8 protein-coding genes are annotated in these 12,488 nt (G+C 51.8%); 4 read left to right on the top strand and 4 right to left on the bottom strand.

The window, feature by feature from the left end:
* Positions 1-32: 32 nt before the first annotated feature.
* The 4 genes from BMW45_RS17635 (at position 33) to BMW45_RS17620 (ending at position 6,407) form a co-directional block, all read left to right on the top strand.
* Positions 33-2,177 carry a heparinase II/III domain-containing protein gene (locus BMW45_RS17635; RefSeq protein ID WP_166433414.1) on the top strand — a complete coding sequence of 715 codons (2,145 nt, stop codon included), beginning with the start codon at positions 33-35 and terminating at the stop codon, positions 2,175-2,177.
* Between the two features lie 61 nt (positions 2,178-2,238).
* Positions 2,239-3,411: a glycoside hydrolase family 88 protein gene (locus tag BMW45_RS17630; protein WP_092247029.1), complete on the top strand. Its 1,173-nt coding sequence runs from the start codon at positions 2,239-2,241 to the stop codon at positions 3,409-3,411.
* A gap of 9 nt (positions 3,412-3,420) precedes the next feature.
* Positions 3,421-4,851 (top strand): sulfatase-like hydrolase/transferase, encoded by a 1,431-nt coding sequence (locus BMW45_RS17625; RefSeq protein WP_092247026.1) that lies wholly within the window; start codon positions 3,421-3,423, stop codon positions 4,849-4,851.
* Between the two features lie 65 nt (positions 4,852-4,916).
* Complete coding sequence (locus tag BMW45_RS17620) at positions 4,917-6,407, top strand: DUF3604 domain-containing protein (RefSeq protein WP_092247023.1); 1,491 nt, start codon at positions 4,917-4,919, stop codon at positions 6,405-6,407.
* 133 nt (positions 6,408-6,540) lie between these two features.
* Here BMW45_RS17620 and BMW45_RS17615 read toward each other — a convergent pair whose 3' ends face one another.
* From BMW45_RS17615 to BMW45_RS17600, 4 genes are all read right to left on the bottom strand, one after another.
* Positions 6,541-9,006, bottom strand: coding sequence for a hypothetical protein (locus tag BMW45_RS17615; protein WP_092247019.1), 2,466 nt, complete (start codon positions 9,004-9,006; stop codon positions 6,541-6,543).
* A gap of 8 nt (positions 9,007-9,014) precedes the next feature.
* A complete protein-coding gene (locus tag BMW45_RS17610; RefSeq protein WP_092247016.1) occupies positions 9,015-9,881 on the bottom strand; it encodes a carbohydrate ABC transporter permease in 867 nt (288 codons plus the stop codon).
* Between the two features lie 9 nt (positions 9,882-9,890).
* Positions 9,891-10,814: a carbohydrate ABC transporter permease gene (locus tag BMW45_RS17605; protein WP_092251107.1), complete on the bottom strand. Its 924-nt coding sequence runs from the start codon at positions 10,812-10,814 to the stop codon at positions 9,891-9,893.
* Positions 10,815-11,000: 186 nt separating this feature from the next.
* A complete protein-coding gene (locus tag BMW45_RS17600; RefSeq protein WP_092247011.1) occupies positions 11,001-12,440 on the bottom strand; it encodes an ABC transporter substrate-binding protein in 1,440 nt (479 codons plus the stop codon).
* Positions 12,441-12,488: the final 48 nt, after the last annotated feature.

Genomic DNA, 12,488 nt, shown 5'->3' with positions numbered 1-12,488 from the left:
CCGCAAGCGTCAGCGGCGGAATGGAGATTAATATGACCGAAACCAATTCCCACACTGCTTATTCCACGAAGGGTATGCTTCATCATCGGCTCATCCCTGAACGGGAAGCAGAAGTTTCCGATCACCAGCTGTTTGAGGCCCTGGATTTGGAGCTGCCCGGGCTTTCAGCGGTGAAATCTGCCTGGAGGCGTGGCGATACCGCCGCTGCCAAAAAGGCCCTTGTCGGCTATTTTGAAACCCGGAGCAATGTGGTCTATTACTATGATTACCGCCGGCTCCCCCTCCAGAAGATGGAGCCGGATGAGCTGCCCTATGCCTATCAGTCCTCTCTGGGCCTTAGGGGCAGCTTAAAGGAATTCTGCCTGCGGTCCGGGAAAAGCATGATGGAACACCGCTATCTCCTGCCCGGAGACAGAAAGGTAGAGGATTTGGGGCCTGCCTTTGAATCCATGATCCATTTTAATTTCCTGGAGGATCAAGGCAAACGCCACCGCCACAGCCTGAACATGTTTGTGAGAGGCCAGTTCCTCGAAGCCCTCTGCGTTCTGTATCATGAAGACGGGGACCGGAACGTCCTAGCTTCCTTCACTGAAATCGTCCATAAATTTTTCGAAACCTATTCGCTGGTGGTCGAGGATCCGTCGCCGGAGGCAAGCCGTTTCCAGTTTACGGAGGATCGGGATGCCATGAGCGTGGGCTGGCTGACCATGGTGCTCATCAGCCTGTTTTATACCAGAGTTCCATATGAAATCGACACAGACACAGCCTTCGGGCTGCTGAAGCATATCTGGTTTCTGGGCATCCAGTTCCAGCGTTTTGAGACAGATAGTTACCGCCCCTATAACCACCACATGTGGGAGCGCGGCCTTGTGCCCTTCCTCCTTAGCATCCTGCTGCCTGAGATTCCGGATTTCCGAGCCTATAAGGAACGAGGTGCCGGGATCGTATGCCGCCATATCAAAGAGGATTTTAACGAGGATGGCGGCTACAACGAGCATTCCATCGCTTACTGGTCAGGCGCTGCCGTAGGGGAAATGCTGTTTCGCGGGATCTATCTGGCAAAGTTAAACCAGGAGCAGCTGTTAGATAAGGAAGCGGACAGGAAAATGTACGCCACCTTTTCCCTCCTAGCTATGCTGGCCCCTCCCGGTCCCTTCTATCCCGCTCTGGGCGATAATGGAGGCCCTATGGTGGATCCCATCCTGGGATTAGGCAAAAGCATCCTGGATCATCCCATGTGCACAATGCTTCTAAAGGCCAGAGCTGCCGGGCAGGAGACTGATCCAGCCGTGGTTCCTCTGGACATTTGCAGCCAGAGAGCCGGCTTCCTCTGCAGCAAAAGCTCCTATGGCCCCAAAGGGAACTATCTTCTCATGTCCGCCAAGACGGGCTGCGGCTGTTCCGGCCACAACCACATGGATATGCTGTCTCTGTTTGTCACCTTCCGTGGTGAAGAATTCATCGGAGAGCCTTATAGCGGCAAGCTGTATCATTCCATCCGCATGGGCAGTCCGCACCGTGGATATATGTACAACATGACTTCCCACAACACGGTCCTGGCCCATCAGGAGCCTGTACTGCCGGATTCTGTGTACGCCAACAAGTGGGGGGTATACCGACCGGGCTCTCCTGTGACAGACTTCCGGCCGGAACCTGACGGCATATATGTCAGGGCTCACCATGATGCCTATACCTACTGCCGTCATACCCGCAGGCTTTTATTCCACCGTACACGGGGACTTATTGTACGGGATGAAATGGAACGGGGAAGCCGCCAGCCGGCACCCCACATAGAACGCTGGCACTTAATGCCCGGGACTGTCTGCAACGTACTGGATGAAACTTCCGTCCTGCTTGAGAAAAACGGAGTCTCCATCTTGTGCGTATGGTCCGGCTGTCAGGATATCCGCGTATGGAAAAACACCGTGCTTTGCCCGGAAATATACCCCTCAGAGGATCTGCTTGCACCGATTTTAGACATCTCTTTTGCGGCGCCCGAGGATAAGAAAGCAGATATCAGCACAGTGGGCTTAAGTCTTCTTATGCTGGATGTGACAGACGCCCCGGACAGATCCCCGGCCGCGCCCTGGCCCATAAGCAGCTTAAAGGCGCAGCTGGAAGCTGTGATTCCCATGATGGAGGATAAAGAAGCGCTGAACCATTTTCCTTCGCTGTAACCGAAGAACCACACCAATGGAACCCATTAAAAACAACCGCACTGCAGAATGAGAGGAAACCATGACCAACGAACAATTGATGAAAAAACCCGAACTCACCCAGGAAGAGGCAAACACTGCGCTTTGTCTCGCTATCCGCCAGACAGAGAGCTGCCTTGACGAATTTTCCCAGCAATTCAAAGCCATATTCTCGGAAAACGGCTTCTACTCCCCCGCCCCCAACGAGCAGTGGACCAATGGATTCTGGACAGGCGAATTGTGGCTGGCCTATGAAAATAGCGGGGATGACCGCTTCCGTGAGGCTGCTGCCAGGCAGGTGGACAGCTTTCTTACGCGCATCGAAACCGGAAACCGCACGGACACCCATGACCTGGGGTTTCTCTACTCCCTTTCCTGTGTGGCAGGCTATAAACTGACAGGGAACCAGACTGCAAGAAAGGCTGCGCTCCTGGCCGCCGACCAATTAAAGGCCCGCTTCCACCAGAAAGGCCGTTTTATCCAGGCCTGGGGCTCTTTAGAAAACCGGAATAATTACCGGCTGATCATCGACTGCCTGCTCAACCTGCCGTTACTCTATTGGGCCACAGAAGAAACCGGACTTCCTGAATACGCCGATGTGGCCATGGCCCATCTGGAAACTGCGATAAGCGTTATCATCCGCCCTGACTACTCCACTTACCACACCTATTATTTTGATCCTGATACCGGAATGCCCTTAAGGGGCGTTACCCACCAGGGCTACTCGGCGGATTCCGCCTGGGCCAGAGGTCAGGCCTGGGGCGTCTATGGCCTGGCCCTAAGCTATCGTTATACAAAAGATCCCAAGTATCTGGAAGATTTTAAGCACGTGACCAATTATTTTATCTCCCACCTTCCGGAGAATCTGATTCCTTATTGGGATTTCATTTTTGAAGAAGGCAGTGAGGAGCCATGGGATTCCTCCGCCTCCGCCATCGCCGTATGCGGCATCCTGGAGATGTGTAAGTATTTACCGGAAGCGGAAGCGGCCCCTTATCTGGCTGCCGCCAAACGGATGTTAAAAGCTCTGGTGAACCTCTGCTCCGTCACTTCGCCGGAAGTTTCCAATGGCCAGCTGCTCCACGGCGTTTACGGAAAGAAGACTCCTTATAACGACTGCATCGATCACGGCATTGATGAATGCAATCTCTGGGGCGATTACTACTATGTGGAAGCCCTGACCCGCATGACCAGGGACTGGAATCCCTACTGGTAGGAGGATGCTATGAATGTAATCACCATTTTATCAGACGAACATTCTTATGAGATGATGCACTTTGTTAACCACTCCCTTTTACGGACACCGAACCTAGACCGGCTGGCCGGGGAGGGCATCGTCTTTGACAGCTTTTACTCTACCTGCCCTGTGTGTGCACCGGCAAGGGCCAGCTTCTTTACCGGGAATTATGTACATCAGCTTGGAACCTGGGACAATTCCACCCCATATGACGGGACCGTGGTGGGTATCTCCCACCACGCGGTGAGAAACGGGCGCACCTTCGCCTGCTTCGGCAAGACCCATTTTCATCACGAGGGCAGCTATGAATTTACTTATGAGTCACTGGCCGGCTACATGCACAAGCCTGATATCGGCTGCTATTTCAGGGATCAGAAGATCGGAAGGATAGGGGCGGAAAAACGCTTTGAGCGGATTGGTATCAAGACCGAAGAAAGCTTTGACGACCGGGTTCTGGCAGAAAGCCTGTCCTGGCTGGAAGCTCACCGGGATGAGGATAATTTCATGCTTTATATCGGCTTTCTGGATCCTCATTTTCCCTTTTATGTAAAACAGGAGCACTGGGACTACTATAACTCCCGGATCACGGAAATCCCTGATGAACTGCGGCCGCCCTTTACATCCCTCAACCCTTCCCTGGAATGGATGCGCACTTATTTTAAGTGCGAACAGGTTCCAGAGGAAACCATCCGCAGGGTCCTGGTGGGGTATCACTGTGCCATCGAAGAGTTTGATGAGCGGCTGGGCGTCCTCTTAGACGCCATCGACCGTCTGGGTCTGCGGGGCAATACGGCAGTCTGCTATTCCAGCGACCACGGCGAACAGCTGGGTTACCATGGAATGTGGTGGAAATGCTGTATGTTTGAGCAGTCTGCCCATATCCCGCTGATTTTCCGGGTTCCAGAGACTAAAGCAAAGCGCATTCCCGCGCCTGCCAGCCTGACAGACCTCTATCCTACCTTCTGCGATTTGTTAAACATCCCGCAACCGGAAGGGATCGCCGGACATAGCCTCATGAAGCTAATCAATGACGGCATAGACCCGGACCGGCCGGATTTCGCTTTCAGCGAATATCACGCCCATGGCATCCCGGATGGGATGTTCATGATACGCTGGAGGCAGTATAAATACGTATTTTACTGCGGCGACAAGCCTCAGTTGTTTGATTTAAAAAAAGATCCGGGGGAACATGAAAATCTCCTGGAGACCAGCTCCGACGACCCGGAGGTCCAAAGAATATCGGACAGCTGCCACAGACGTCTTCTCTCCGTCTGCGATCCCCATGCAGTCAACACCCGGGCAAAGGAATTTCAGAAACGTATGAAAAAGGAGATGGGACTGGAGGATTATGCTTCAGAAATGGGGCAGTGGGTCCCCCGCCCGGAAGCCATTGTTCCGGGAAAAAATAAGATCATTTAACCAAATCAAGCATAGAATCGGATTGCGAATATCCGATGGACTAAGAATAAGAAAGGATATCAACTATGAATATATACTGGGGTGACATTCACAACCACTGCGGCATCACCTACGGCTACGGCTCCCTCAAAAACGCCCTGACCGCCGCCGCAAACCATCTGGACTTCTGTGCAGTCACAGGCCACGCCATGTGGCCGGACATGCATGAACGGACGGAGGAAACCGCCTTTGTTGTAGATTTCCATAACAGAGGCTTCCAAAAGCTTCGGGACCACTGGCCGGAAGTAAACGGCTTCATGGCTGCCGCTAATTCGGACCGTTTGGTGACCTTTCAGGCCTACGAAATGCACTCTTCCCATTACGGAGACCATCATCTGGTGAGCCCGGATGACGCCCTTCCCCTGATTTACCGGGATTCACCCAGGGAGCTTAAGGAGGACTGCGGCTGCCGTTCCCTCACGGTGGCCCATCACATCGGTTACACGCCCGGCTACCGCGGCATCAACTGGGACGAATATGATGAGACCGTCACACCCCTGGTGGAGGTTTGCTCCAAGCATGGCTGTGCCATGAGCGAGACTGCTGCCTATCCCTATTATCACAACATGGGACCAAGAGACAGCCGGAACACCGTTTACGAGGGGTTAAAAAAGGGTCACCGCTTCGGCTTTGTCGGTTCTACAGACCATCACGCCGGCTATCCCGGCTCCTACGGTGACGGCAAGCTGGCGGTGCTGGCAGAGAAAAAAGACAGGGAAAGCATCTGGGATGCCCTGGTAAACCGCAGGACCTACGCCGTTACCGGCGACCGGATCCGGTGCGCCTTTGATGTAAACGGTTGCGTCATGGGCTCCATCGTAAACCATTCTTCCGCCGCAAGGGAAATCCACTATTCAGTAGAAGCCTGCTACCCCATCGACAAAATCGTGATCTACCGAAATCTGGAGCCTATCCGCATCGTAGAGGGTCTCCTCTTAAAACCCCAGGCTGCAGACCGCCGTTATAAGGTGCGGGTAGAAACCGGCTGGGGAAACAACTCAGACTCCTTATACCGTTTCGACTGCTCTGCCGATATCGAGGACGGCCGCCTTCTGGGAATAGAGCCCTGCTTCAGGGGGCGCAGCGTCCTGGCCCCTTCCGCAGAAGACAATACCTCTCAGGATGATATCAATCAGATTGACAACCAGATCCTTCACTGCGGGGAAACAGACGCCGCATGGCAATGTGAAACAGTTAAGAATCTTTCCACTCTCCATCCCCAGACCTGCGCCGTTGTCCTGGAGATCGAGGGAACGCCGGATACGAAAGTCCGCTTCTCTATCAACGGTCAGGAGACATGCCGCACAGTAAGAGAGCTTATGGCCGCAGGCTGCAGCGCCCATATGAAGCCATACCACAGCCAGGCTTATAAGATCCATACGGCCATCAGCGCTTCCCAGTACATGGTAGAGGATACCTTTACGGACACAGCAAAAGGCCCCAGAGACTTTTACCATATGGAGGTATCACAGCAAAATGGGCACTGGGCCTATGTAACTCCGGTTTATTTCCAGTAGGTGATTTCGGGGCTAAAAGCATGTTTTTAGTACGCTCCATGTCCGCTTCGTTCTTTTACAATGTAAAATAAGGTGTCGGAAGACACCTTATTTACTTATGATTATAGTTGCACCTTGAAAACGGATTATATTTTTAAATATATTGGGTTCTGTCCTCCCTCGCATCATAGGTCAGGGCTCGTCCTGCCGCCTGCACGGTCCTGGTTTTCTTTTCGAAAACTGGATTCAAAGATTTTGCATATTCCATGAAGATTTCCAGTGTTTCAAACTCCTCTCTCCCCCCGCAGATGCAGCAGTATGCCATTTCATCCCCGAAGCACCGGTACTCACAGCCAAAAAGCTGGTCATCATGGGGTTTTAAAGCTCCGCTGCACCAGAGGGCCGTATAGCCGCTCCCTTTTTGTCCGAACAGCCAGCTCTCCTCTGCCTCCATGCGGTCGAACTTTACCCCAGGCCAGAAGACATGGGTGAAATGGATGGGATGCTCCTTTGGTATAACGTATACGGCCAGGAGAACTCCATCCCCTTGCGAAATGGCCGGCATGACCCCGTTTCCATACCAGTACCCCGGTCTCATCTCGCTGGAATCGCATGTGCCTCCTGGGTGATTGGTAAACACCTCTGTCTCGCTGTCCAAAGCCGCGCTCCATAAGTGCTGCTGATAGCCGTAAACCCCGGGCTCAAAACATGTGGTCCCATGGAACCGTTCGTTTAAAGACTTCGTGTACTCATGAGAGCCCTTATCCACCGTTTGTACTTCCTCTAAAAGAGTTAAGTTCTCCCAGCGAACGAAGCCTTTGTCCTGTCTCGGGGACTGTACCGAGGTCATGCAGTAATTCCGGTTCTTTTCCAGACGGACCAGGGCGTTGCCGGTGGCGTACTCGGTATTTAACTCCCCCTCCATCAGCACATCAAGTCCCTCCGGAATCTGGTAGCCGCTAGTGGCATAAAAGGCCAGCCAGCCCTCCCCATAGGAATAAGGCACCTTTGGATTCACCAGGTTCATTAGGGCCTGGGCTCCCTGGAGAAACGGATAGATCACCTGGCGGTAAACTCTTCCCATGGGAGCGATCACAGAACCCTTATAGGTATGCTGGGATAGCATGATCAGAAGCCGGTCCGTCACACGGGCCGCCCGGACTTTTATCTCCTCTGTTGTATAATCGACTGCGTTTAAAAGCCCCGCAAAGGTCACGCACATATAGACCGTACTTAAGAATTCTTCAAAGCCGTGAAGCTCCACATCGGCGAGCCACTGCTCCAACCGCCTCTTTCCTGCCTCATAGAGCTCCCTTCCGGTCATGTGAGCGCGTGTAAAATACTCATCCGGATAAAGCTCTCCGGCATTCATAGCGGACACATAGAACATGAGGGAGTGGTTTTCGCTCCAGAAACACATGGCATCAGGCCCTTCCTGGTCCATCCAGTAACGGTAATGGAGGAGTACAGATTTCACCCGCCGCGAAAGCGCCTCATCCATATTATAATTTTTCATATACCGGATCAGGCCGCAAACCAGGAAATCGGAACAGTCATAACGGCTCTCAATCTGGTCCAGGGTTTCAAAAAGCAGCCTTCTGTCTCGCTCATCTTCTGTGCCCAGAGCCTTTCTGGCCAAAATGTTGGAGATGGAAAAACCAAATTTTCCGCCGCGGCTCAAGGACTCCACGGCAGCGGTCCGCCGAAAGATCTCTCTCTTGTTTTTCTCAAAGTCAAGGCCGGCAAGGCTCTTTGGGCGGATTTCTCCGATGTCCTCCATACGCCTCATAAGCCTCTGGCCGTTTATCTGGCATTCCACAAGAACATAGGGGCGGTTTCTCTCCAGAATCACATCTTTTGCTCCCGCGACTGAAAAGCGTTCAATCTTCGTCCCTGCCTGGCTAAAATCCGGACTCATGGAATCATAGCCCAGCGTTGTCCCCTCTAAAGCCGGGCCATTAAAATGCAGGGAGTGATTTTCCAGCCTTATGCCAGACATCCAGACCGCCTGTTCCATGACCGGTACGGTATTTTTTGCGTCTGGCAGAGTCTGGATTATCTGATCCGCCCCGTCTAATATCTGGATTCCGAACAGGGTCCTGGTGTCCCTGACCCCCAGGGTCTGAAGCCGTATATAGAGAAGATTTTCCCCATTCTTTAATGGCAGCGATATCTCCTGCCTGCGGATGGGTTTATATACCGCAGGCTCCATCACGCACACCTTATCATTTCCGCACCAGATGTCCAATGAGGCGTAGGACCAGACGGCAGCCTTAACCACCATATCACGGGGGGCCATGAGGATGGTGCAGGCGTCCAGCTCCACCCTGGTGAGTACCGAATAAAAGGTGCTCAAATCCACGAACCAGTTTCCGTAATTATAATAATACCGCCATGGAAGCCCCAGTCTCCCGGACTCTCCCAGGCGGATTTCTCCTAAAGGCCTTCTGTCCTGCTTCTCTGTTACGATGGAACGGAGATATTTTTCATAACGGAGCTGGTTTTCATCCGCTGTGCTGTCCGCAAAAGGGGTTTCCTTTAATCCAGAGACCAGATATTGAGTGATGAATCCTGATTCATTGCATTCGTATCTCCTGTAATCCTGCTTTTTTACTTCCATTTCCTTCCCTATCCTTTCACTGCTCCGGCTGTCATGCCGCTCATAAACTGTTTGCTGGTAAAAATATAGATGATCACGATCGGAATAATGGAGATGGTGGCCCCAGCAAACATCAGATTCCAGGCTGCCGTTCCGTCGCCGCTGTTTTTCAGCATGGTAACTCCCACGGTCAGGGGCCGCATTTTTTCATTAGACATGGTAAATACCAGGGGCATGATGTATTCGTTCCAGCCGGCCCGGAAGGAAAGCAGTCCGGTGGTGGCCAGGATTGGCTTTAACAGGGGCAGAATCACCTTATAATAAATCTGAAAGAAGGTGCAGCCGTCTATTTTTGCCGCGTCGTCCAGTTCCTTTGAAATGGTATTCATATATCCTCTCACCAGGAAAATATAGGTGGCCTGGCCGGTTCCGGCCGCGATGAGAATGACGCTTAATAAAGAAGTGTTCATCTTCACCTTCACTGCCAGCTCAAAGAGGGGTCTCAAGGTGACACTGCCCACATTGACGAACATGAAGGCCACAAACAGGCTGTAAAGAAGCTCCTTTCCCTTGAAATTCTTCCTTGCGAACACGTATCCAGCCATACTGGAGGACAATAGAGTCACCAGCATGACGCCCACGCTGATAACCACGCTGTTCAAAGTATATCTGGCGAAATTGGCCTTGTGCCAGGCCTGCTTGTAGTTTTCCAGCACAAATGTTTCCGGCAGAAGCTTCGTTCCGCCCCGCAAGAGCTCTGCGTTTTCCTTGAAAGACCCGAACATGATGTAGATCAGGGGATATAGGGTCAAAGCCGCCACCAGGATTAAGAAAACTTCTATGAAAAGGTGGAGCGTTTTTGTCTTTTTTGAATATACCGTATGGCTCTTTTCCATGAGACCTCCTTAAATAACATCATCCAGCTTCCTGGCAACGAACATGTAAACAGCGGTTACGATCCCGATAATCAGTGCCGCCACGATGCTCAGCATGGTGGCGTATCCAATCTGAGGAGTGGTACTGGAGCTGAATATCAGCTTGTAAATATAGGAAAACATAACGTGGGACCGGTTGTTGGGGCCTCCATCGGTCAGAACCAGGATGGACTGGTAATCCTTGAAGGCGTTGGTAATCGCCAGCATCAGGATCACCTTGAGCACAGGGCTCAGCATGGGCAGGGTGATTCTAAAAAAGGTCTGTATGCCGTTTGCCCCGTCTATCTTGCTGCTCTCATAGACTTCCTCCGGGATGCTGGTCATTCCGGAAATGAACAGGATCATATAGTTTCCAAAGCCGCCCCATACCGCCACAATCACAATGGAGAGCATGACGATACTGGCGTTCCCCAACCAGTCAATTGGGGCTCCTATAATCCCCAGTTTCTGCAGGGAGGCGTTCAGCACACCGTTGTAGACTGCAAAGATGAAGCCAAAGATCAGACTGTAAATAGCGGCGCTGATGACGGTAGGCATAAAATAAATTCCCCTGAAAATACCGGTTCCCGTAAGCTTCTGGTTCAGCAGAACCGCCAGGAGCAGGGATAGGGGAACGATGAATACCAGCTTTAAACCCGCGTACTCAAAAGTATGGACCACACTCCGCCAGAAAGTGGTATCCCCTAGCATCCGGACGAAGTTCCTGCTGCCCGTGAAATAAGCATTAAAGCCGTTGTAATCATAGCACACATAGCGGAAGAGCCAGAAAAAGGGATAGACCGACATGGTCACCAGCAGGAACAGGGAGGGCAGCAGCATGAAGAACGCAGCAAAATCCCCCCGGCTCCCCGCCTTTTTAGCCCTTTCCGATACGTTTAAGAGTTTCTCTTTCATGATTTTCTCCATTCTTTGCGCGTTTTTGGACCTTTCATCCAATTCAAAGGGGCTGCTGCGCTGAGCGCACATATTCACATTTTTTAGAAAGCCGGCTGATCCAGCGATCATCAACCACGATTCTCATATAAAATCTATGAATATGCGCTCAGTGCCACAGCCCCGCGTCACAATTTGCCTATCAGATTATTCGGTGTATTCAATGGTTCCCTCGCCTGGGTGGAGTGGATCAAAGTCCTGAATGACAACCCGTTTCAGCTTACCCAGCTTGATGTCATTTTCCAGGGCTTCATTGTAACGCTTGTTTAAATCAGTGATCGCATCATCAGCGCTCACATCTCCCATGATGGCTCTCCAGATCACGGTTCCGTAGTCATCGCCCTCCAGGGAAATAGCCGGCACAGCAGGGTAAACGCTCTCATAATCGGTCAGCTTGAAATCAGCCAGACGTCCGGTCTTGGTTTTGTCGATGACTCCATCCATGTAGCTGGAAATGGGGAGGTAAAGCCCTGCCTCCAGATAGCCCTTTAAAAATTCCTCGCTGCTGAAATACTTGATAACCTCCCAAGCCTTATCCTTGTTTTTGCTGGATGAGAACATCATATAGCCCTTCTGTGGCTGAATAGACTGGGCTCCCTTTCTGGTTCCGTCTAAGGACGGGACCTCGGCCACGCCCCAGTCAAACTTGTCGATGGGGAACTGGGAGGTGAACACGCCCGCCTCCTGAGAGGCATTTCCCCAAATGCCGAACACGCCTTCTACGAACTGGGCCCTCATGGCATCCACACCCTGAGAGGTGGAACCCGGAAAAACGCTTCCGTTTTCAAAGAACTTATGGGCAGTTTCAATGATGGGCTTATATCCATCAAAATTAAAGGTTCCCGTTTTGTAGTCATAGCGGAATATTCCGCTGGTTTCCGCTGTGCCCTCCAGCCAACGGTTGAAAGGAACTGAGGAAGTGAAACCGACCCCGTAATAGGTGCCGTTTCCATCCTTCGTGATTTTATCAGCCAGCTCTACTACGCCGTCAAGGGTATTGGGGAATTCTGAATAGCCGGCCTTTTCCACCAGATCTTTATTGTACTCAATCCTGGTGCCGCTCCTCATCCCTGTGGGAATCCAGTATACATTTCCGTTGATCATATTGATGCCCTCGAACTGGAGCTTGCTTGCTTCGGTCACCTTCTCATATTCCTCATCCTTGATGTAATCATTAAGGGGATCGATGATTCCGGCTTCCACAAAGGTTTTTAAATCGAAGCCGCTGGTGGCTCCGCCCACGCCAGCGATGTCAGGGGCCGTCCCTGAGGAATAGGCCAGTGCCATCATGTTGGGATAATCATCGGTGATCACGTTTAAAACGATCTCAATTCCCTTGTCATTGGTGGTGTTGAATTCCTCAATTTTGGATTCCACATATTCAGAATCGTGGCGGTCCTGAGTCCAGACCGTAATCACTGTCTTTTCATCCGATTTCGTATTCTCTGCCTTGGATTCTGTCTTTTCTTCCGCCTTGGTTTCTGTCTTTTCTTCCGTCTTCTCCTGAGCCTTACCTCCGCCTCCGCAGCCCGCCAGGCTCACGGCCATCATCCCTGCCAACAGAATGCTCACCATCTTTTTTCTCATAAGTCCTCCTTTTCCTGCACCGCCTTGAAATTTTGTTAAGCCTCCGGC

The sequence above is a fragment of the Lacrimispora sphenoides genome, from assembly GCF_900105215.1.
GTDB lineage: Bacteria > Bacillota > Clostridia > Lachnospirales > Lachnospiraceae > Lacrimispora > Lacrimispora sphenoides_A.
Note: the sequence above shows the minus strand (reverse complement) of the source record. Positions and strands in the feature narration are given on the sequence as shown.

Coding starts and splice junctions, on each gene's coding strand:
- BMW45_RS17620 (WP_092247023.1), top strand. CDS start 4,917: ATGAATATATACTGGGGTGACATTCACAACCACTGCGGCATCACCTAC.
- BMW45_RS17615 (WP_092247019.1), bottom strand. CDS start 9,006: ATGGAAGTAAAAAAGCAGGATTACAGGAGATACGAATGCAATGAATCA.
- BMW45_RS17625 (WP_092247026.1), top strand. CDS start 3,421: ATGAATGTAATCACCATTTTATCAGACGAACATTCTTATGAGATGATG.
- BMW45_RS17610 (WP_092247016.1), bottom strand. CDS start 9,881: ATGGAAAAGAGCCATACGGTATATTCAAAAAAGACAAAAACGCTCCAC.
- BMW45_RS17605 (WP_092251107.1), bottom strand. CDS start 10,814: ATGAAAGAGAAACTCTTAAACGTATCGGAAAGGGCTAAAAAGGCGGGG.
- BMW45_RS17635 (WP_166433414.1), top strand. CDS start 33: ATGACCGAAACCAATTCCCACACTGCTTATTCCACGAAGGGTATGCTT.
- BMW45_RS17630 (WP_092247029.1), top strand. CDS start 2,239: ATGACCAACGAACAATTGATGAAAAAACCCGAACTCACCCAGGAAGAG.
- BMW45_RS17600 (WP_092247011.1), bottom strand. CDS start 12,440: ATGAGAAAAAAGATGGTGAGCATTCTGTTGGCAGGGATGATGGCCGTG.